19 protein-coding genes are annotated in these 21,549 nt (G+C 65.2%); 13 read left to right on the top strand and 6 right to left on the bottom strand.

Going from position 1 to position 21,549, the window contains the following annotated elements; translation table 11 throughout:
- Positions 1–34: 34 nt before the first annotated feature.
- Positions 35–301, bottom strand: coding sequence for a CsbD family protein (locus OKW39_RS39045; protein ID WP_013091250.1), 267 nt, complete (start codon positions 299–301; stop codon positions 35–37).
- Between the two features lie 181 nt (positions 302–482).
- Positions 483–1,166 carry a Pr6Pr family membrane protein gene (locus tag OKW39_RS39050; RefSeq protein WP_090809359.1) on the bottom strand — a complete coding sequence of 228 codons (684 nt, stop codon included), beginning with the start codon at positions 1,164–1,166 and terminating at the stop codon, positions 483–485.
- A 283-nt stretch (positions 1,167–1,449) separates the two neighbouring features.
- Between OKW39_RS39050 and OKW39_RS39055 the strand changes: the two genes are divergently transcribed.
- Positions 1,450–2,862, top strand: a complete 1,413-nt coding sequence (locus OKW39_RS39055; protein ID WP_429565082.1) for a DUF2252 domain-containing protein — start codon at positions 1,450–1,452, stop codon at positions 2,860–2,862.
- A 35-nt stretch (positions 2,863–2,897) separates the two neighbouring features.
- Here OKW39_RS39055 and OKW39_RS39060 read toward each other — a convergent pair whose 3' ends face one another.
- Positions 2,898–3,731 (bottom strand): polysaccharide deacetylase family protein, encoded by an 834-nt coding sequence (locus OKW39_RS39060; RefSeq protein WP_429565083.1) that lies wholly within the window; start codon positions 3,729–3,731, stop codon positions 2,898–2,900.
- Positions 3,732–4,002: 271 nt separating this feature from the next.
- Between OKW39_RS39060 and OKW39_RS39065 the strand changes: the two genes are divergently transcribed.
- The 6 genes from OKW39_RS39065 (at position 4,003) to OKW39_RS39090 (ending at position 9,009) form a co-directional block, all read left to right on the top strand.
- Positions 4,003–4,767, top strand: a complete 765-nt coding sequence (locus OKW39_RS39065; protein ID WP_090809366.1) for an SDR family oxidoreductase — start codon at positions 4,003–4,005, stop codon at positions 4,765–4,767.
- 102 nt (positions 4,768–4,869) lie between these two features.
- Positions 4,870–5,145, top strand: coding sequence for an oxidoreductase-like domain-containing protein (locus tag OKW39_RS39070; RefSeq protein WP_429565084.1), 276 nt, complete (start codon positions 4,870–4,872; stop codon positions 5,143–5,145).
- A 41-nt stretch (positions 5,146–5,186) separates the two neighbouring features.
- A complete protein-coding gene (locus OKW39_RS39075) occupies positions 5,187–6,056 on the top strand; it encodes an NAD-dependent protein deacetylase (protein WP_429334235.1) in 870 nt (289 codons plus the stop codon).
- A gap of 56 nt (positions 6,057–6,112) precedes the next feature.
- Positions 6,113–6,721 carry a DUF938 domain-containing protein gene (locus OKW39_RS39080; RefSeq protein WP_429334234.1) on the top strand — a complete coding sequence of 203 codons (609 nt, stop codon included), beginning with the start codon at positions 6,113–6,115 and terminating at the stop codon, positions 6,719–6,721.
- A 266-nt stretch (positions 6,722–6,987) separates the two neighbouring features.
- Positions 6,988–8,397 carry an NADP-dependent phosphogluconate dehydrogenase gene (gene gndA, locus OKW39_RS39085; RefSeq protein WP_184037125.1) on the top strand — a complete coding sequence of 470 codons (1,410 nt, stop codon included), beginning with the start codon at positions 6,988–6,990 and terminating at the stop codon, positions 8,395–8,397.
- 276 nt (positions 8,398–8,673) lie between these two features.
- Positions 8,674–9,009 carry a DUF4148 domain-containing protein gene (locus OKW39_RS39090; RefSeq protein ID WP_429365151.1) on the top strand — a complete coding sequence of 112 codons (336 nt, stop codon included), beginning with the start codon at positions 8,674–8,676 and terminating at the stop codon, positions 9,007–9,009.
- A gap of 153 nt (positions 9,010–9,162) precedes the next feature.
- Here the strand turns inward: OKW39_RS39090 and OKW39_RS39095 are convergent, their stop codons facing one another.
- Positions 9,163–9,483, bottom strand: coding sequence for a hypothetical protein (locus OKW39_RS39095; RefSeq protein WP_090809379.1), 321 nt, complete (start codon positions 9,481–9,483; stop codon positions 9,163–9,165).
- A 230-nt stretch (positions 9,484–9,713) separates the two neighbouring features.
- Here OKW39_RS39095 and OKW39_RS39100 point away from each other — a divergent pair, with 230 nt between their 5' ends.
- From OKW39_RS39100 to ltaE, 3 genes are all read left to right on the top strand, one after another.
- Positions 9,714–10,025, top strand: a complete 312-nt coding sequence (locus OKW39_RS39100) for a cupin domain-containing protein (protein ID WP_090809381.1) — start codon at positions 9,714–9,716, stop codon at positions 10,023–10,025.
- Between the two features lie 149 nt (positions 10,026–10,174).
- Positions 10,175–10,978 carry a peptidoglycan DD-metalloendopeptidase family protein gene (locus OKW39_RS39105; RefSeq protein WP_090810456.1) on the top strand — a complete coding sequence of 268 codons (804 nt, stop codon included), beginning with the start codon at positions 10,175–10,177 and terminating at the stop codon, positions 10,976–10,978.
- A 186-nt stretch (positions 10,979–11,164) separates the two neighbouring features.
- A complete protein-coding gene (gene ltaE / locus OKW39_RS39110) occupies positions 11,165–12,172 on the top strand; it encodes a low-specificity L-threonine aldolase (protein ID WP_429565085.1) in 1,008 nt (335 codons plus the stop codon).
- A gap of 141 nt (positions 12,173–12,313) precedes the next feature.
- Here the strand turns inward: ltaE and OKW39_RS39115 are convergent, their stop codons facing one another.
- Positions 12,314–13,684 carry an MFS transporter gene (locus OKW39_RS39115; RefSeq protein ID WP_429565494.1) on the bottom strand — a complete coding sequence of 457 codons (1,371 nt, stop codon included), beginning with the start codon at positions 13,682–13,684 and terminating at the stop codon, positions 12,314–12,316.
- Positions 13,685–14,465: 781 nt separating this feature from the next.
- Between OKW39_RS39115 and OKW39_RS39120 the strand changes: the two genes are divergently transcribed.
- The gene (locus OKW39_RS39120) at positions 14,466–16,919 is read left to right on the top strand and encodes a glycogen/starch/alpha-glucan phosphorylase (RefSeq protein WP_429565086.1); all 2,454 of its coding nucleotides are present in this window, start codon (positions 14,466–14,468) and stop codon (positions 16,917–16,919) included.
- Between the two features lie 113 nt (positions 16,920–17,032).
- Here OKW39_RS39120 and OKW39_RS39125 read toward each other — a convergent pair whose 3' ends face one another.
- Complete coding sequence (locus tag OKW39_RS39125) at positions 17,033–17,422, bottom strand: DUF6232 family protein (RefSeq protein WP_429565087.1); 390 nt, start codon at positions 17,420–17,422, stop codon at positions 17,033–17,035.
- 549 nt (positions 17,423–17,971) lie between these two features.
- On the opposite strand from OKW39_RS39125, the gene OKW39_RS39130 reads away from it, so the two are divergent.
- Entirely contained in the window at positions 17,972–18,628 is a 657-nt protein-coding gene (locus tag OKW39_RS39130; protein ID WP_429365154.1) for a hypothetical protein, read from the top strand.
- Positions 18,629–19,168: 540 nt separating this feature from the next.
- Entirely contained in the window at positions 19,169–21,541 is a 2,373-nt protein-coding gene (locus OKW39_RS39135; RefSeq protein ID WP_429565088.1) for a DUF2345 domain-containing protein, read from the top strand.
- The last annotated feature ends 8 nt before the right edge of the window (positions 21,542–21,549 follow it).

Below are 21,549 nucleotides of genomic sequence, written 5' to 3' on the forward strand. Positions count from 1 at the left end.
TGATCGGCGCCGCTGATCCGGCGCCGTGCCTGCTTCAGTCGTAGTCGCGACCGCCGCGCGACCACAGCGCGCCCATCACGAACCCGGCGAGAGCAACCACGGCCAACGTCGTGAACGGATTTTCGGCCGTCGTATCGCGCACGAGGCTCGTCGTATTCGCGCATAACTGCTGCGCCTTGCCGCTCAATTCGCGCGCCTTGCCCGCCACCTGCGCGCTGGTGTCGCCGACGGCATCGCCGACCGCGCTTTGCACCTTGCCCGCGACTTCCTTTACCGCGCCTGCCGCTGAATTCGTATCCATATGCATCGCTCCTGTTGTCATATTTACGTGCGGGCCCGCTGCAATTGCAACGCGCTCGCACAAGGGCGCCGCGCAAGCCGTGCCAGTGCGGCGTGAGCCTGCGTCAGTGACGAAAGGGGCGCAAGAAGTGCGCCCGGCGACGGGACGCCATGCATCCGGCCAAACGGGACGTGCTCGAACATCATCGTCGGCGCCCGAAATTGATGCCGACGAACACGGCCAGCAGCATCAGAAAACCGCCGAACAGCAGCGCGGCATTGACGAGCACCTGGCGCAGCCCGAGCGTTTCGACGTCGATGAACGGATACGGATAAAAATCCGACAGGCTGCCGCGCCAGAACGTGATGCCGAGATAGGCGAGCGGATAGACGAGCCACAGCGGAGCGTGGCGCAACCGCAGATGAAAACGCGGCACGAACAGCACCCAGTAGAGCGCGGCGAGCATCGGCAGCACGCTGTGCAGCGACTCGTTGAGCAGGCGCCGGTAGGGCGACAGCGGCCACAGTCCGCGCAACAGCAGGTTGTACGCGAGGCCGACGAACACGATGTACGCGACCACCGCGGTCACGACCGTGGGCTGCCGGAAGAAGCGCACGAGCGGCGAGCGGTGCTTCCGCAGCACGATGCAGGTGAAGCAGAGCGCACTGGCGAGCACCGTCAGATTGGTCAGGTAGCTGCTCATGCGCGCGAGCGCGTCGAATACGGTGAGCCCGCGCGCGAGCGAGCGATCGATCGTCAGGTCGGCTTGCGCGAGGATCGCCATCCACGCGATCAGCGCAATGACCGCCGCCAACGTCAGCGACGACACACTGGGCGTATGCAGCGGCAGCTCGGGCTCGCGCTGCGGAGCGAGGGTAGGGCGCATGCGCTCGATTCTACGCGCGGTGCGCGCGCGGCTGCATCGGCTTTCGCGCCCACGCGCGCCGGCGTTGGCAAAATACTACGGCGTACTACGCGAGGGACTGGCTGGCTGTAAAGCGGGTTGCAAGCTCGCCGCCACGGCTGCAAGCGCCGCGCTCACTGGCGGCGATTCATTGTGTGTTTCGACCCGTTATGATCGCGGCTGCAGCCCTCGATGTTAACGACGCCGTGCGCGGCAAGCAGTCTCTGTCAGCGCCGGCTCAAGACTCGCAAAACGGAGAGAAAGCATGAAAGCCAGCACCATTGCCGAACGGGAAGCGCGCGGCCGCGCCGCGCGCGAGCATTCGAAACGCTCGAGTCACCGGGCGGTCGGCGAGTTGCACCGCGATCCGATCGAGCTGCTGAAACAGAGCAGCGCGGAGCGCGTCGAGGATCTGGTGCCGCTGCGCTATGGGCGCATGGCTGCCTCGCCGTTCTCGTTCTTTCGAGGCAGCGCGATTCCGCAGGCGCACGATCTGAGCAAGGTGCACGACACCGGCCTCACCATGCCGATCTGCGGCGACGGCCATCTGATGAATTTCGGCGGCTTCGCAACGCCCGAGCGGCAACTGGTCTTCGACCTGAGCGACTTCGATGAAGTCTCGATCGGCCCGTTCGAATGGGACCTGAAACGCCTGTGCGCGAGCCTCGTCGTGGCCGCGCGCCAGATGCGCCTGAGCCGCGGCACCGCCGAGAGTCTGGTGATGACCGCGGTCGGCTCGTATCGCGATCGCGTCGCGCAATACGCGCAGTTCGGCGCGCTCGACCTGTGGTACGACCGCATCACGTTCGACCGCATGGCCGAGATCGCACTGACGCCCGAGCGCCGGCGCGCGGTGCGGCGCGGCATGGAGAAGGCCGCGAGCCGCATGCATGAGAGCCTGCTCGAAAAAATGGCCTCGTTCGACGGCAATCGGTGGACCATCCACGATGCGCCGCCCGCGCTGTTTCACGTGCACGGTGCGAACACGTTGTTGACGGCCGAGGAAACCGAAACCTACCGGACCGGCAACGTCGACAAGCTGGTCGAGCAGGTGTGGGACGAGTACCGCAAGACGATGTCGCACGATCGGCGCGAACTGCTGGATCAGTTCACGAGGCACGACGTCGTGTTCAAGGCGGTCGGCGTCGGCAGCGTCGGCACGCGTTGTCTGGTCGTGCTGCTCGTCGATCACATGGGCAAGCCGTTGTTCCTGCAATTGAAGGAGGCGCGGCCGTCGGTCATCGCGCAGTTCTACAAGTCGCCGGCGGTCAAGCATCAGGGCGAGCGCGTCGTGCAAGGACAGCGGCTGCTGCAGGCCGCGAGCGACGTCTTCCTCGGCTGGGGGACCGGGCCGCTCGGGCGGCATTTCTATTTCCGCCAGCTGCGCGACATGAAGCTGTCCGCGAATATCGAGCTGTTCGACAGCGATCTGCTCGACGGCTATGCGCGGCTGTGCGGCTGGATCATGGCGCGCGCGCATGCGAAGGCGAGCGGCCAGGCGATCGAGATCAGCGCGTACATCGGCCGCGGCGATCAGTTCGGCGAAGCGCTGAGCGGCTACGCGAGCGCCTACGCGGATCAGGTCGAGCGCGACCACGACGTGTTCATCAAAGCGTGCCGCGACGGCAAGCTCGAAGCGCGCACCGACGAGGACATGGCGGCGGATTTCCGTGTGTAGCGCTGCGTGCGCGTGGTGTCACTTCACGCGCGCCGTCACGCATCGGCGCGCGCTTCGCGCAGCGTGACGAAACGCAGATGGCGCTCGCGTGCCGCTTCGATCACGCTCGGCAGCACCGCGAGAATCAGCGGCTGGCCTTCGATCGTCAGCGCGGCGTTGCCATCGTGCAGCAACAGGATGTCGCGCGCGGCGAGACCATCGAGCAGCCGCCGCGCAACCACGTGAGGGTCACGCTCGCGCGTATCGTAGCCGCGCCGTGTCCAGGCCGCGAGACGCAGATCGAGCTTGCGCAGCACCGGCTCCAGGAAGAGGTTGCGCAGGCCGGCGGGCGCGCGGAAAAACATCGGCCGCGCGCCGCTGACGGTTTCGAGCGTGCGTTGCGCGGCGGCGATCTCGCGCGTCAACGCGCGCGGAAACGTGACCGAAAACGTATGCATGTGCACCTGCGAGTGATTTTCGAGCCCATGCCCACGCGCGACGATCTCGCGCGCGAGTTGCGGATAACGCTCCACCTTCGCGCCGATGCAGAAGAACGTCGCGCGCACGTCGAACGCGTCGAGCAGATCGAGCACTTTTGGCGTGACGACGGGATCGGGACCGTCGTCGATGGTCAGCGCGATTGCATCCGCGTTGCGCGGGTTCGCGGGCAGGCGGGTCCAGTTGGGCCCGAGCAGGGTGGTGCGCGGCAATAGTCCGGCGATCGTGAACAGCGCGTGGTTCGCGACGATCGCGGCGAGCCACCATGGCCACGCGGCCGGTGCGACAGCCACGCCGATCAGCACGATCACGTGCCAGCCGATCGTGCCGTTCAGCAGTGCGGAGTTGCGGCTACGCGGCCAGCGGCGCGGCGGGTTCGGGCATTCATTCATCGAACGTGCTTCCAGTACGCCTTCCTCCGTCCCGGGAAGGCCGTGAATCTTGCGCGATGCGCAGCCGCGAACGATACCACTGTTGCGCTCGTCGACGTGCCGTTCGGCGGCCACGTATCCGGTGAAAGCGCGCTGAAAGACGTCGCGCGGTTTGCGATCGCTGATTCGCTGTTGTATGGTGCGGGGCGAAAAGAGTCGCGCGTGTCGATGGCGATCGGACCGATTGCCGCAACAAGCTCGCGTCGCTACCCAATACAACAGGAGATGCGTGATGTCGGAAACAGGAAACGGAAAAGTGGCGCTGGTGACGGGCGCGGGTAGCGGCATCGGCCGCGCGTGCGCACTGACGCTCGCGCAGCACGGCTATAGCGTGGTGCTCGCCGGCCGCCGCCAGGCCGCGCTCGATGCGGTCGCGCAGCAAGCGCGGGCGCTGCGCGGCGACGCGCTCGCGGTTGCGTGCGACGTGACCGACGCCGACAGCGTCGCCGCGCTTTTCGACACGATCCGCGCGCGCTTCGGCCGGCTCGACCTGCTGTTCAACAACGCGGGACGCAACGGCTCGCCCGTCGATCTCGACGAAGTGAGCATCGACGAATGGCGTTCCATCGTCGATACCAATCTGAACGGCGTGTTCCTGTGCACGCGCGCGGCGTTCGGCCTGATGAAGACGCAGAACCCGCGCGGTGGCCGCATCATCAACAACGGCTCGATCTCCGCGCATGCGCCGCGTCCGAACAGCGCCGCTTACACGGCGACCAAACACGCGATTACCGGACTCACGAAAGCGGTGTCGCTCGACGGCCGCAAATACGACATCGTGTGCGGGCAGATCGACATCGGCAACGCGGGGACCGAGATGGCCGCGCGAATGGCGCGCGGCGTGCCGCAAGCGAACGGCGAGATCGCGGTCGAGCCGCTGATGGACGTGCAGCACGTCGCCGACGCGGTGCTGCATATGGCGAGCCTGCCGCTGTCGGCGAACGTGCAGTTCATGACGATCATGGCGAGCAAGATGCCGTTCGTCGGGCGCGGCTGAGCGGCGCGCCGCACCGGCTCACAACGCCGGGGCGGGGAGCGGCGCGCGCGCGTTCAACTTATACTGGGCGCTTAGCCGTCTTTCCACGCAAAGCAAGCCGCCGTGCCCCGCGCCACACCCAGCGACGACCCGCCGCCACAGCCGCCCGTGCGGCCCGATCTCGACGACTGCTGTCATAGCGGCTGCACGCAGTGTGTGTTCGATCTCTACGATGAAGCGCTGGAGCGCTACGAGCTCGCGCTGGCTGCGTGGCACAAGCGGCAGGCGCAGAAGGCGCGGCCAGCGCGGCGACCGGACACGCAGGGCGCGAAGTCGAAACCGGAAGCCGACGCGCGTCGCTCGACACCCACGCGCGGCAAACCGAGCCCTCGCCGCTGATTCGCGCACGAATTCGCGCACGATCGTCCACCGTCCCCGTTATGACCGACCTTCAGCTCACGCCGACCGAATCTCTCACTGATCCGCACACGCTCGACGATCTGCATCGCTTCGTGCAGCGTCATCCGCGCCTGTTCGTGCTGACCGGCGCGGGCATCAGCACTGACTCCGGCATCCCCGGCTACCGGGACGACAACGGCGCATGGAAGCGCTCGCCGCCGATCACGCTGCAGGAGTTCCTTGGCACGCCGGCGATGCGTCAGCGCTACTGGGCGCGCAGCATGGTCGGCTGGCCGCTCGTCGCGCGCGCGCAGCCGAATGCCGCGCATGTCGCGCTCGCGCGGCTCGAAGCGGCCGGCCACGTGCCGACGTTGGTCACGCAGAACGTCGACGGCTTGCATCAGCGCGCGGGCAGCCGCGACGTGATCGAGCTGCATGGCGGCATCGACGGCGTCAGTTGTCTCGACTGCGGCATGCAGCACTCGCGCGCGGCGATCCAGCAGACGCTCGAAGCCGACAACCCCGCTCTGCTCGACGTCACGGCCGAAGCCGCCGCCGATGGCGACGCGCATCTCGAGTGGCACGATCTCGGCGGTTTTCGCGTGCCGGCATGCGCGAACTGCGGCGGGTTGCTGAAGCCGTCGGTGGTGTTCTTCGGCGAGAACGTGCCGAAGGCGCGCGTCGAAGCGGCGTCGCATGCGCTCGATGCGGCCGACGCCGTGCTCGTGGCCGGCTCGTCGCTGATGGTGTATTCCGGCTACCGCTTCTGCGTGTGGGCGCAGCGCCAGGGCAAGCCGATCGCGGCGATCAACCTCGGCCGCACGCGCGCCGATCCGCTGCTGTCGCTGAAGGTGGCCGCGCCGTGCGGCGATACCTTGAGCGCGCTCGCCGGTCTGCTGGCTGGCGATTGAGAATGAATAGATCCCGTGGATCACCGTCAAAACCTGAGGAACACCCAGAGCCGACCATGACTGACTCCCGGCAACATTCGCCATCCGCCGAACGCAATCGCGAACCGATCCTCGCCGTGCTGCGCGAGGCGCTGCCGGCGAGCGGCCGCGTGCTCGAAATCGCGAGCGGCACCGGTGAGCACGCGATCTGCTTCGCCGGCGCGCTGCCCGGTCTCGACTGGCAACCGAGCGATGCCGATGCGCAGGCGCGCGAGTCGATTGCCGCGTGGACCGCGCACGCGGGGCTCGCGAACGTGCGCGCGCCGCTCGCGCTCGACGTGCATCAGCCGGACTGGGGCGTCGATGCGCTCGACGCCGTCGTCTGCATCAACATGATCCACATTTCGCCGTGGAGCGCGGCGCAGGCACTTTTCGACGGCGCGGGGCGGCGCCTCGTCGACGGCGGCGTGCTCTATCTATACGGTCCTTACCGGCGCGGCGGCGCGCACACGGCGCCGAGCAACGCAGCGTTCGATCAATGGTTGAAGAGCCGCGATCCCGAATGGGGCGTGCGCGATATGGAAGCGGTCGTCGCGCTCGGCGACACGGCGGGGCTCACCTGCGAACGGGTGGTCGCGATGCCCGCGAACAACTTCAGCCTGGTGTTCACGAAGCGGGCAGGGTAGCGGGTGCACCGACGGGCCGCGCATTCGTCCACGCCTTGCCAAACCTCGGTCCGATCCCAAACCGAACCCGCCGCGCAAACGCCGACGCGCGCACAATACCTGTCGTCACGCGCAAACATGAGCACGACAGGAGCACGAGCAACTGGCATGCTTGCCCCCTCCCAAGCGGCAAGCGCGCATTTCTTTTATCCTTTCACCCTCGACGCCGCGCCCGCCGTTTTCATGGCGCGGCGCCACGACATTTTTTTGGACTCTGGAGAATTCAAATGGGCAAACAGGCAATCGGCGTGGTGGGGCTGGCGGTCATGGGCCGCAATCTGGCGCTCAACATCGAGAGCCGCGGCCACGCGGTGTCGGTCTACAACCGTAGCCGCGCGAAAACCGACGAACTCATCGCCGAATTTCCGGACCGCAAACTGGTGCCGGCTTTCACGCTGGAAGAGTTCGTCGACTCGCTCGAAAAGCCGCGCCGCATTCTGATGATGGTCAAGGCCGGCGAGCCGACCGACGCGACCATTGCCTCGCTCAAGCCGCTGCTCGAAAAAGGCGACATCCTGATCGACGGCGGCAACACGCCTTTCACCGACACGATCCGCCGCAACCAGGAACTCGCGAAGGCGGGTCTGCATTTCATCGGCACCGGCGTCTCGGGCGGCGAGGAAGGCGCGCTGAAAGGCCCGTCGATCATGCCGGGCGGCCCGCGCGACGCGTACGACCTCGTCGCGCCGATCCTCACCGAGATCGCCGCGAAGGCGCCGGACGGCGAGCCCTGCGTCGCGTACATGGGACCGGACGGCGCGGGCCACTTCGTGAAGATGGTGCACAACGGCATCGAGTACGGCGACATGCAGCTGATCGCCGAAAGCTACGCGGTGTTGAAGCAGGTCGTCGGATTGTCGAACGAGGAACTCGGCAAGGTCTACACCGAGTGGAACCAGGGCGAGCTCGACAGCTATCTGATCGAAATCACGTCGAAGATCTTCGGCAAGAAGGACGACGAAACCGGCAAGGACCTCGTCGACGTGATTCTCGACCGTGCCGCGCAGAAGGGCACCGGCAAGTGGACCAGCCAGAACGCGCTCGACCTCGGCGCGCCGTTGCCGCTGATCACCGAGGCGGTGTTCGCGCGCGTGCTGTCGTCGCTGAAGACGCAGCGCGTGGCCGCGAGCAAGGTGCTGGAAGGTCCGCAGGCGAGGCCGCTCGAAGGCGCGAAGGACGCGTTCATCGAATCGGTGCGCCGCGCGTTGTACTTCAGCAAGGTGATCTCGTACGCGCAGGGCTTCGCGCAGTTGCGCGCCGCGTCGGAAGAGTACAACTGGGATCTCGACTACGGGACGATCGCGAAGATTTTCCGCGCGGGCTGCATCATCCGCGCGCGCTTCCTGCAGAAGATCACCGACGCCTATTCGAAGGACAAGGCGCTCGCGAACCTGCTGCTCGACCCGTACTTCCGCGACATCGCGAAGAACTACCAGGCGGCACTGCGCGAAGTCGTGGTGGCCGCGGTCAACGCGGGTGTGCCGGTGCCGGCATTCGCGTCGGCGATCGCGTATTTCGACGCCTACCGCTCGGAGCGTCTGCCCGCGAACCTCGTGCAAGCGCAGCGCGACTTCTTCGGCGCGCATACGTTCGAACGCATCGACAAGCCGGGCAGCTTCCACGCGCAGTGGAGCTGAGCGGTTGAAAAAACGGCCCGGCGCGCCATGGTGACAGGGCGCGCCGGGCCGTTGCTCCGTTTGGATCGGCAAGGAAACGCCGCATTATTACCAAATGTCTTGCGGGTTAAAAGCGGACTTAAAGAATGCCCAAATGATTATTGCGACGGCAGCAATAGAGTTTCACTGGTTTAAGGGTTTACCCTAGGTCGAGACACCTCTAGACTTGTTTTCAATCGCTGAGGGATAAGCAGAAACCCGAAGCGCACCACACAACAAGTCCTTTGGAGGTTAATCATGAAGACCCTGATTTCCGCTGTTGCTATCGCCGCCGCCCTCGTTGTTCCGGTCGCGTCGTTCGCTCAAGCGAGTCAGCCGGTGACCCGTGCTCAGGTTCGCGCTGAACTGATTCAACTCGAAAAGGCCGGCTACAACCCGAGCGCCAGCGACGTGAACTACCCGGCCGACATCCAGGCAGCGCAAGCACGCGTCGATGCGCAACGCGGCACGGCCATCGCGGCCAACCCCGCAGACAGCAGTGGCTACGGCGCTCCGGCCGCCGGCACATCGCAAGCTGGCCACGCTGTCATTCCGGCGAAGGCCAACCGTGACTCGGTGTACTTCGGCAACTAATCGCAGTAGAAGTCCGCAGATGTAGTGGGTAGTTGTAGTGCGCTGTAGACGCCGCTTCGTGGAATAGCGCGAACGCGGCGGGCAAGAAAAAACGCCATCCAGTTCGATCGGATGGCGTTTTGTCGTTTACGGCGCCGTGCTGCGACGTTCCCGTCAATGCAGCGTTCGCTGCCGCCGGCCGATGTCATCGAACAGCGCGCGGCTCGGCTCCAGCGCGAGCAGCCACGATTCGTCGTAGTCGCTCAGGTTGTCGAGCGCCTCGCGCAGCCGTTCGAGCGCCACCGCCGGCAGCTCGACGCTCGCCTCGACCCCGCTCGACAGTCTCGCGATGCTCGCCAGTTGCACGAGCGCATCGGCGGCCTCGGCAACTTCGGCGGCGAAGATCAGATGCGTGTTCAGCAGTTCGACGAGGCCGGCAGACGCCGCCACATCGTCGACGTTGAGTTGCACGGCCAGAAAGGTGGCTTTGTTCATGCTCGATTCCTCCCAGAATCCCAACGTTGTCGTGAGCTGCTCCGCGCGGCTTGACTGAGTATAGGCGATGGTCGATCGCCTGCAATGATCGGACGGAACGACCGTGGCGGCTTGCTCGCCCAGACGCGCGGGCCACGCGACCTATAATAGGGCCAGCCGCGCGAGCGCCGACGCCGTGGGCGCACGGCGCCGCCCGCCGGGCTTGCGCGCTTGCCAATTGCTCATCGACCATGAAGATCATCCGCAGCAGAAGCTTCACCGCGTCGCGTGCCTGGGGCGCGCTCGACATCGCGAACATGAACGGCATCACCACGCGTCTGCATTGGACCGACCAGCCGTACAAGTGGCACGTGAACGACGGCGAGGAGGTATTCGCCGTGCTCGACGGCCGCGTCGAAATGCGCTATCGCGAAGACGGCGTCGAACGCACGACAGTGCTCGAAACCGGCGACGTGTTCCATGCGTCGGTCGGCACCGAGCATGTCGCGCATCCGCTGGGCGCGGCACGCGTGCTCGTCGTCGAAAAGCAGGGCAGCGTCTGAAGATCACGGCAGTTTGCCGGCGCGCGTGTGGCGGTCGCGCACAATATCCAGGCGGCAACGGACAACCGCGACCGTGTGCAAGCGTGACGGCACGGCAATTGCTACGGCGTCGATTGAATTGGATTGAGACACAGGTCGAGGAAAATCAGATGACACGACAATGGCAACCGACGGCGATCCGCCTGCTGATGGCGGCGGCGCTCGGTGTGGCGATCGCCGGCTGCACGACGATGCCGTGGGAAAGCACGCCGTTCTACAGCAACGCGCCGTCGAGCACGACCAGCCTCGCGACCGTCCCGGTGCCCGCCGGCTACTATCGCGTCAATCCGGGCGATACGCTGTCCGGCATCGCTTCGGCCTATGGACGAAGGCCGCAGGAAATCGCGGCCTGGAACGGCTTGCCGGTCAACGCGGCGGTCGCGCCCGGCCAGGTGCTGCGCGTTTCGCCGCCGATGGCCTCGGGCAGCGTGGTCACGCCGCCGGTCGCGGTGGCGCCGGGTGCGCCAGCCGCGCCGGGCGCGACGGCGAACGTGCCGCCGGGCGCCGTACCCGGTGCGCCGGCCCCTGCCGCCGTGCCACAGCAGGGCGTGCTGCAATGGCCATTGCGCGGACCGATCCTGCGCGCGTTCGCGCCGGGCAAATCCAACGGCATCGTGATCGGCGGCCAACCCGGTGATCCGGTCAAGGCCGCGGCGACCGGCCGCGTGGTGTACGCGGGCACCGGCATCGAAGCCTACGGCCCGCTCATCATCATCAAGCACAACGATTCGCTGATCACCGCGTACGGCCAGAACAGCCAGCTACTCGTCAAGGAAGGCGATGCGGTGGCGCAAGGGCAGACGATCGGCGAGGTCGGTGTCGATAGCCACGGCGTCGCGTCGATCCAGTTCGAAGTGCGCGAGAACGGCCAGCCGGTCGATCCGCTCCAGTGGTTGCCGAAGCCTGGCGGCTGAGCGTCCCCGTCGCGACTGTTGGCTCATCGCAGCCGGATCGGCGCGCTTCTCGGGGATGCGTCGATTTTCAGCGTCGTCTGAATTGAATACACTGTATGGCTCGTTTGCCGGCGCGCGCGTTCCTTCCGGGATGCACGGGCAGCCGGTTGCCGCAGGCTGTCATTCATGGACGCACAGGGACACACAATGATCGATTTGCGCAGCGATACCGTTACCCGTCCGACTCCGCCGATGCTCGCGGCGATGTCGGTGGCCGAAGTCGGCGACGACGTCTGGGGCGACGACCCCACCGTCCTGCGTCTGCAGGCCACGCTGGCCGAGCGCACCGGCAAGGAAGCGGGGCTGTTCTTCCCGAGCGGCACACAAAGCAACCTCGCCGCGTTGATGGCGCACTGCGCGCGCGGCGACGAATACATCGTCGGCCAGCTCGCGCACACCTACAAATACGAGGGCGGCGGCGCGGCCGTGCTCGGCAGCATCCAGCCCCAACCGCTCGAAAACGCCGCCGACGGCTCGATCCCGCTCGACAAGATCGCCGCCGCAATCAAGCCGATCGACGATCACTTCGCGCGCACGCGGCTGCTCGCGTTGGAAAACACGATCGGCGGCAAGGTGCTGCCGGCGCAGTACGTCGCCGATGCGACGCGGCTCGCGCGCGAGCGCGGCCTCGCGACCCACCTCGACGGCGCGCGCGTGTTCAACGCGGCGGTCGCGGCGGGCAAGCCGGTCGCGGCGCTCGCCGAGCCGTTCGATTCGGTGTCGATCTGTTTTTCGAAGGGACTGGGCGCGCCGGTCGGCTCGGTGCTGGTCGGCAGCCGCGCGCTTATCGACGTCGCGCATCGCTGGCGCAAGGTGCTCGGCGGCGGCATGCGCCAGGCTGGCGTGCTCGCGGCGGCGTGCCTGTACGCGCTCGATCACAACGTCGAGCGGCTCGCCGACGACCACGCAAATGCCGCGCGTCTGGCGGCGGGGCTGGAGACGATCGAGCAGGTGAAGGTGCAGTCGGTCGCGACGAACATGGTGTTCGCGCAGTTTCCGCAGCAGCATTGCGCGCCGCTCGAGGCGTGGCTCAAGGAGCGCGGCATCCTCACGCAGATGCTGTATGCGTCGCGCTTCGTCACGCACATGGATGTGTCGCGCGACGATATCGACACGTTCGTTGCCGCGGTGAAGGGGTATTTCGCGGCACGTTGATCGCGCCGCATGGGTCGTAAGCGAGGCGGCTCGCGTGGTTGCCGCCTCGTCTTCCCGCACTGGCTTCAACTCGTGCGCGCTCGTTCGAGGCGCGCTTCATTCAGGCTTCATCCCCGCCTCACGCGCCGTCCGGCGCATATCTCACTTGACCGCCGCCTTCGCCTGCACGCCCGCGCGATGCGACGGCGCGAGCAGCCGCAAGCCGCTCGCCAGGCTCGCCGCGCCGGCGAAGAACGCGCCGAGGCCGAGCGCGAGCGTCGGCCCATGCTGGCGGCCGGCAATGCCGAAGCACAGCGCGACCAGCGCCGCGCCGGTCGCCTGTCCGAGCAGCCGCGCGGTCGCCACGATGCCGCTCGCGCCGCCGCTACGCTCCGGCGGCGCGCTCGCCATCAGCGCCTTCAGGTTCGGCGACTGGAAAAAGCCGAAACCCGCGCCGCAGATCGCCATACGGATGCCGATGTCGAGCACGTGCGGATGGGCGGGCAGCATCGCCAGCGAGGCCATCCCCGCCGACAGCACCGCGAGCCCGATCGCGCCGAGCAGCCCCGGCGGGTAGCGGTCCGACAGGCCGCCCGCGAGCGGCGCGGCGAGCGCGACCACGACGGGCCACGGCGTCATCAGGAAGCCGGTTTCGACCTGGCTGCGCAGCAGCACGTCCTCGAAATAGAACGGCAGCGACACGAACGCGAGGCCCTGCGCGGCGAACGAGCACACGGCCGTCACCGCCGACAGCGCGAACACCGGCCGCTTGAACAGATCGACAGGCAGCATCGGCGCAGGGCGGCCCGCCTCGCGGCGGATCAGCAGCAGCCCGAACACGCCGGCGAGCGCCGCGGCGCTGAGCACGATCTGCAGCGACGCCCGTTGCGCCGCCTCGCCGAGCGCGAAGATCAGCGCGGCGAACGTGACCACGTTGAGCAGCGCCGCCACCGGATCGAGCGGGTGCCGGCTCTGCGCGGTATGCGGCAGCGCCGGCATCGCGAAACTCAGCGCGAGTACACCGAGCGGCACGTTGACCGCGAACAGCCACGGCCACGTCGCGACCGACAGAATCAACGACGCCACCGTCGGCCCGACCGCGAACGACACGCCGACGATCAGCGCATTGGTGCCAAGCCCGCGACCGAGCCGATGCGGCGGGTACAGATAGCGGATCAGCGCGGTGTTGACGCTCATGATCGCGCTGGCGCCCAAGCCCTGCACGATGCGCGCGGCGGCGAGCAGCGGCAGCGTCGGCGCCATCGCACAGCCGAGCGAGCTCAGCGTGAACAGCGCGATGCCGCCGATATAGATGCGCCGATGTCCGACGATGTCGCCGAGCGCGGCGAGCGGCAGCAGCGTCGCGACCATCGCGAGCTGATATGCGTTGATGATCCAGACCGAGGCGGCCGGCGCCGCGTGCAGGTCGCCGGCGATCGCGGGCAGCGCGGTGTTGGCGATCGCGGTATCCAGCGTGGCGAGCGCGACGGCGAGCATGATCGCGGCCATCGCGCGGCGGTTGGCGGCCGACATCGGGCCGTCGGCGGGGAGAGTCGGCGTGGGGACGCCGACGGCGGGGCTGAGCTTATCGGACAAGGCGTGGCTCGCGGGGTTGGGCATGCCGGTGTCGGTCGCTTCCGGAGAGGCGACGCGCTCGGGCGGCGGTTTCGTCGAGGGTGAGGCGCGCGCTGTCGGTCCACGGGGGATCGACGTGGCGGCTTGTGCGGCGCAACGTCGCGATTGTTGCAGAGACGGCACGATCGTGCAGGGAGGCGGGCAGGAACGGGAGGCGGCTAGAAGATGAGGCGCTTTGATCGATCTCAATGAAACGCAACTAACCGCCAATCCCACCCGCCATCTCCAAATCGGCGCGCGCCCCGCATCAAATCCAACACACACACGACAGAACCGCCCGGCAGAACGGGCCGCCCGATTCGATCACAAAATCAGGCTATTCGGGGCTTCATCCGCTCGTCGCGCATCGGAAAAATAATCGATGTGCGGCTCGCAGATGCTTCGGGCGTTTGCCTTCCCCAACCCGCTTTCGTCACCCGACTCACGCGCGCCGATGCCCACCCAGAGTGCCGCTGCCACGCAGCTTTGCACCGCGTCCGGGCGCCCGCCGCGGCTCGGTCGCGCGGCAGCGGGCGAGCTCGCTGGGCACGCCGTATGCATTACCGTCCGCTCGCGTGCCAGTGTGCGCGATCCCTAAAATGTCCTACTCTATTTTTTTAAACCGCTCCGACAGGCACGCGCCTCCCGTCCGTCTCCCGTGCGGTTCGCGTTTGCCATGTCGACCTTCCCGGAGGCTTCGATGACAGCCGTCGATCTGGAATTCGACCAGCTCAACAGTACCGTCGACGCGCTACGGCGCTCAATTTCGAATCGCATGATGTACGGCGTCGGCAAGGACGCTGTCACCGCTCACCCGCACGACTGGCTGCACGCGGCCGCGCTGGCCGTGCGCGACCGGCTCGTCGCACGCTGGATGAAGACCACCCGCCTGCAATACGAGCAGGACGTGAAGCGGGTCTACTACCTGTCGATGGAGTTTCTGATTGGCAGGACCTTTACCAACGCGCTACTCGCGCTCGGCATTCACGATCAGATGAAGGAGGCGCTCGCGAGCCTCGGCGTCGACATGGACGCGCTGATCGATCTCGAACCCGACGCAGCGCTCGGCAACGGCGGCCTCGGCCGGCTCGCCGCGTGCTTTCTCGACTCGATGGCGACGCTCGGCATTCCGGGCTTCGGCTACGGCATCCGTTACCAGTACGGCATGTTCCGTCAGGAAATCGTCAACGGCGAGCAGGTCGAGGCGCCCGACTATTGGCTGCGCGCCGGCAATCCATGGGAATTTCCGCGACCCGAAATCAAGTACATGGTGCACTTCGGCGGCCGCACCGTGCAGCGCGGCGACAAGACCGAATGGATCGACACCGAGCATGTGAACGCGACCGCCTACGACACCGTGATCCCCGGCTACGCGACCGACGCAACCAACACGCTGCGCCTATGGTCCGCGCGCGCGACCGAGGAACTCGACCTCGGCGCATTCAATCGTGGCGACTACCGCAACGCGGTCGACACCAAGAACATGTCGGAGAACGTGTCGCGGCTGCTCTATCCGGACGATTCGACGCCGGCGGGCCGCGAGTTGCGGCTGCGCCAGGAGTACTTCTTCGTGTCGGCGACGATGCAGGATCTGATCCGCCGCTATCAGCGCACGCACAGCACGTTCGGACGCTTCTCGGAGAAGGTCGCGGTGCATCTGAACGACACGCACCCGGTGCTCGCGATTCCCGAGCTGATGCGCCTGCTCGTCGACGAGCATCATGTGCCGTGGGACAAGGCGTGGAAACACTTGACGCAGATCTTCTCGTACACGAATCACACGCTGATGCCCGAGGCGCTCGAAACATGGGATGTCGAAATGTTGTCACGCCTGCTGCCGCGGCATCTCGAGATCATCTTCGAAATCAACGCACAGTTTCTGAAGCACGTCAGCGAGCACTCGGGCCACGACGCCGAGATGATCCGCCGCATTTCGCTCGTCGATGAATATGGGCAGCGGCGCGTGCGCATGGCGTATCTGGCGATCGTCGCGAGTCACAAGGTGAACGGCGTGTCGAAGCTGCATTCGCAGCTGATGACGCGCGACATCTTCGCCGACTTCGCGCGCATCTATCCGGACCGCTTCACCAACGTGACCAACGGCATCACGCCGCGCCGCTGGCTCGCACAGGCGAGTCCGTCGCTGTCGTCGCTGATCGACGCGCGCATCGGCACACACTGGCGCAGCAATCTGTTCGAGCTCGAGCAGCTGCGTAATCTGCGCAAGGACGACGAGTTCGTCGAAGCGTTTCGCGAGGCCAAACGACAGAGCAAGCTGCGGCTCGTGCACCGGCTCGCGCATCACACGAAGCTGCACTTCGATCCGGACGCGCTGTTCGATCTGCAGGTCAAGCGCATTCACGAATACAAGCGCCAGTTGCTGAACTTGCTGCACGTGATCGTACGCTACAACGAGATTCGCGCGAATCCGGAGCGCGACTGGGTGCCGCGCGTCGTGCTGTTCGCGGGCAAAGCCGCGTCCGCGTACCGGATGGCCAAGACGATCATCAAGCTGATCGGCGACGTCAGCGAGAAGGTCAATCATGATCCGCTGATCGGCGCCAGGCTGAAGATCGTGTTCGTGCCGAACTACGGCGTCAGCGTGGCCGAGCTGATCATTCCGGCGGCCGATCTGTCGGAGCAGATCTCGATGGCCGGCACCGAGGCGTCGGGCACCGGCAACATGAAGCTCGCGCTCAATGGCGCATTGACGATCGGCACGATGGACGGCGCGAACATCGAGATCTGCGACGCGGTGGGGCGCGAGAACATCTTTATCTTCGGTCACTCCGCCGACGAGGTGGACGACCTGCGCGCAAGCGGCTATCGGCCGCGGCGGATTTACGAGGAAAACGAAGCACTGCGCACCGCGCTCGATCAGATTCGCACGGGCTACTTTTCGCCGGACGATCCGCTGCGCTTCTCGGATATCTTTCACACGCTGGTCGACTGGGGCGATCACTATATGGTGCTCGCCGATTTCGACGCGTTCGCGAAGGCGCAGAACGAAGTGGATGCGCGTTTCGTCGACAAGCACGCGTGGGCCGAAAGCGCGATCGAGAACGTCGCGGGGATGGGGCAGTTCTCGTCGGATCGAACGATCGGCGAGTATGCGCGCAATATCTGGCGCGTGAGTCCGCTCAGTCTCGACTGAGCGCGAGATGACGGCAACGTAGTCGTTGCTTGCGGGCAAGCAGATCGAAAGCCGTGCGAGGCTGGTGCTGATCCGTCGCGCACGGCTTCGTCATGTTCGATCGTCGCCCCGCGTCAAGCCTTCGGCGCGGCAGCCGCGGCCTTCGCCCGATGCACTGCCTCGCCGACGCGTTCGACGAACTCGCGATCCGTGCTCATCAGCGCTTCGCGCTCGCCGTCGGCCGTCTTGACCATCAGCCGATGCGTGATGTCCTGGGTCACCCAGGTAAGCCAACCGACCACGATCAGCATCACCCCGCATACGAGTCCCGACGCCGAGTGCAGCACGCCTCCGACGATTGCGCCGAGCAGCCCGGCCACCGAGATCACGAGCGGCACGACCTTGTTCTTCTGCACGGTCACGACCCGCACGTCGACGATATCGCGCAGCGGGAAGACCTGACCTGCGGATGAGAGGGCGTTGCGCGTGACCGACACGCCGCGATCGTTGAAAGGGCTTTCCATCGTTTCAATGCGAGGGTGGTGAAGCGCGCAGCGTAGCAGACTTCCTTCAAATTCCTAAAGTTACGGACTTTTCTATCCCCTCTCAGGCCCGTGTTGCAAGGGAGAGCGAATCCAATGACTAAAAAAACAGTTGAGGGATTTTGACTAAAATATGGCGGCGCGAGTCAAAGACTGGTTGCGGCAGCCTTTGTGGCACATCCGTTAGATCCTGGCGCTCAGCTGGAAACTGAAAACCGTATCGGTTACTGAGTGTGCGTAAAATTTCAGTAATGGAGGATCGAGCAATGGGCTCTGAGCTTACGCACGATTCCCCGCAAAGCCGCGCCAGATGAGATTATGCAAAAGTGCCAGGACCCACCCGCAAACAGTCACCCGAGAAAGCTCGAACGGCAGCTTTGTAGCACTGCATACGGGCGTCCACTCCTGGCCTAACGGTGTCCGTACTGTACGGCCCGTACAGTGGCCCAAATCTCGGTTTGTGTCGCCGTCTCGAACACCCTGTCGATCTCGATGCTGAGATATTGAATCTCAATATCCAACTTGACACGATTGAGTAGCAACGACATCTTGCTCGCTGGCGTCAATCGCGTTCAGCAAGGACGCCATGCCGCGCGAATGGTAAGTTGGTGCCTATCTCCGCACGAGGATGACGTCGTACAGTTTGCCGCCGTCGTCTACGCATATGCCGCCACCACTGGCTCCCTGGCCGCGAAGGTCGCATCGCAGCCCGTGACCGTCGCTGGACGAGAGCAGCGCCTTGACGAACTTGTCGCCAATCGAATAACTGTTTCCGAATGCCGTCGCAGTGCCGCCGTGGCTATTGAACCCATAAGCCGACGCGAACCCAAACGTGTCGTTCGATCCAACGAGCCCATAACCCGGTCCGCGTATGACCAAAGCTACCAGGCAACAGCCTTCTTCCCGCCCCCCGTAGATGCGCTTCAGTATGAACGTCTCGCGCTGGCTGCCTTCCATCTTTGTGAACGGCAGGGACAGCAACTTCAACATCTGATTACGCTTGCGACTTCATTGTTCAGGAATCCTTTAACGCCTGAGGAAAGACACGACCGGCGGAATCTGCTTGAGGTCATGATCCATATCGGCGAGGACTACAGGCGCATGAACAATTGCGATCATGAACTGTTCACGGTTCTGGCGCTCGACGCCAAGGGTATTCCGGACCGCAATCCAATTAAGGCGGCTTGATGCCGCCTTTTTCGATTGCACGGCGAGAAGCAGACGTTTATTCGTGTTGCATATTGTGTCTGCATATGTTGTCACGCGCGTCCATCAGATAAATCATGTGCCTCCCGACCCGACCCGACCCGACCCGACCCGACCCGACCCGACCCGACCCGACCCGACCCGACCCGAACGAAACGCGCGAGGAGATGCTGGCCATGATTGAGCGCATCGCCGATCTTCTGGAGGCGCGCGCTCGCGGCGACGCCACGCTTCTCTCTACCACACTGCGCTATCACGAGCAGCAGCGCTGACCGTTTCCCGCGCGCGATCGACTCGCATGCGTCGTTCGCCATTAGGTGTTGCTGCACCCGTTTATCACGCATTTCCATCTCGAAAAAGCAAAGGATTCCGATTTAACGATCATTCACAAAATCGTTGGCAATTTCGCACAGGGTGAGTGGAGTGATTGACGGGCAGCGAGTACCGCCCTAGATTTTTTCGGTTGAAGGTTGCTGATGCAACAGTTGTGCCTCGTTTCTTTAACCATACAGGGATGTGTGGATGAATGCTGTCACGAAGAATTTTACCGCCGCGCTCAGCCACCCGAGCGCGCGCCTGACCCAGCACCTCAGGATCTGGATCGGCTCCCAGCCCCATGACCTCGACGTGCTCGATTTCAAGGCCAGCGGCGGCTTCTGCAAGGACTACCGCGTCGACGTCACGGTTACGTCGCCACGGCTGGAGATCGACGGAAAGCAGTATGTGGGCCGTCGCGCGGGCCTGCAGATCGACGAGCAGGCGGCGGTGCCCTCGGTGAGCTACGTGCAGCCCGTCAGTCACGACGCCGCCACCTTCAACGGCGTGGTGACGAGCTGGAAGCGCATCCGCACGAGCCGCGACGAGTCCGCGTACCGGCTGCTCATCGAGCCGCGCTTTGTGGCCCTCTGCAAACGCATCATCAAAAGCGACACATTTAAAGATGTGACTTTGCAGGAGCTGATCACCCAGGCGCTGGTCGACCGCAAGAATTTCGATGCCTTCGATGTCGAATTCCAGATCGAAGGGCTGCAGGAGAAGATGGAGCAGGTGGTGATGCTGGAGGAGTCGCTCTGGAATTTCATCGCCCGCCATTGCCGCCGCCTCGGCGTTTTCTGGTTTTACAAGCAGGGACGCGGCAAGGATGGCAAGCTCGACACCATCGTGTTCGCCAACAATCCGCGCGCCTATATCCGCTCGGTCGACGTGCCGCTGCTGGATGCCTCGGGCCTGCACGCGAGCTGGCACGAAGCGGCCCAGGCCGTGCATGAGCAGCGTGCGCTGGTGCCGGCCACCATCGAACTGTGGGAGCGCAACTACTGCACGCCGGACGATCCCCTTCGCGCCACGGCGAATGTCTCCATCGAAACGGATGACCGCTCGTCGTTCGGGCAGATCAGTCGCAGCGTCGAAGGCCATCTGACGCCAGCGCAGGGCGAAGCATTCGCGCAGACGCGGCGCGATGAGCAGATCGCGCGTCAGGCGACGCTGGCGGGCAGGACCGACGCCAAGGGCATCGCGGCGGGCGTGGTAATGAAGCTCACCAATGCGAAGATGCCGAGCGCCGAATACGGCTTCGTGATCACTTCGTTCAAGATGAAGGGCAGCCGCACCAAGCCGGCCTATACGCGCTTCAAGGCGATGCCGGCGAACCTGACCTACCGGCCGAGGTTTGACTTTGAGCGGGACTGGCGTTTTCTGCCTGGTCCCGCCGTGGGCGTGGTCACGACGAGCGACTCCGCCCCCTACGGCGACATGGACGACCACGGGCGTTATAGCGTGCTGCCGAAGTTCCTGCAGGACTCGGGCAACACCGACAACAAGCTGCTGAAGCTGCGCCTGCTGCGTCCGTCATCGTCCTACCAGGGCGGCTTCCATTCGCCCCTGCTGCCGGGGACCGAGGTCCTGCTCGACGCCGAAAATCGCGACGTGGACCGCATCTACATAGCGGGGGCCATGCACGACTACGCCCACCCGGACGTGGTGCGTGGAGACCAGTCGCTGTTTAGCTATGCCATCTGGCGCTCGCCGCTGCTGGGGGCCGAGGTCATTTTTAACGATCTGCAGGGCAAGGAAAGCGCGCGGATCGCGACGGTGTACAGCCAGTCGGTCGTCAATCTCGGTTATCTGCTCAACAGCAAAAAGCTCCTGCGGGGTGAAGGGTCCGAAATGACGACCCAGGGTTGGGGCACGATGCGCGCGGCGAAGGGACTGTTCCTCTCGGCGGATGCGGCGGCCGCAGCCGATACGCCGCACCTTGAGATGCCCGCAGCCGTCGCGCAACTCAAGGCGGCATTGCAGCGTGTAACGGACCTTGCGGCGGCGACGGCGCAGGCTGGGGCCGACCCTGCCGACCGGGCCACGCAGGCGGCGCTCCTCGACGGGCTGAACCAGCTTCGCGACGCGGGGCTACTCGCCAGCGCCCCAGGCGGCATGGCGTTCGTCACGCCGAAATCGGCCCAGCACTCGGCGGGGCAGAACGTGATCGTTACCGCAGGCCAGGACATGGACGTCAGCGTCGTGAAGCGACTGCGCATGGTGGCGGGTGATCTGATTTCCTTGTGCGCGCACAAGCTTGGTCTCAGCCTCACGGCGGCGAAGGGGAAGTTTACGGCGGCGGCGCTCACTGACGGCATGGATCTGTTCGCGCAGAAGCAGTTGCGTGTCGCCAGCGAGAGCGCGGACGTCCAGGTGTCGGCGAGGTCGAAGATCACGCTCAACTGCGGCGGGGCCTCGGTTGTCATGGAGGGCGGCAACATCACGTTTTACTGCCCCGGCGCATACACCATCAAGGCCGGCTCGTTCACGTTTGTCGGACCCGACAACGTCCCAGCCGTCCTACCTGTCCTGCCGAAAAGCGACCTAACGCTCAATGAGCGGTACTCCCATACCAACTAACACGCCAT

This window comes from Paraburkholderia sp. MM6662-R1 (assembly GCF_050436245.1).
GTDB classification, from domain to species: domain Bacteria; phylum Pseudomonadota; class Gammaproteobacteria; order Burkholderiales; family Burkholderiaceae; genus Paraburkholderia; species Paraburkholderia tuberum.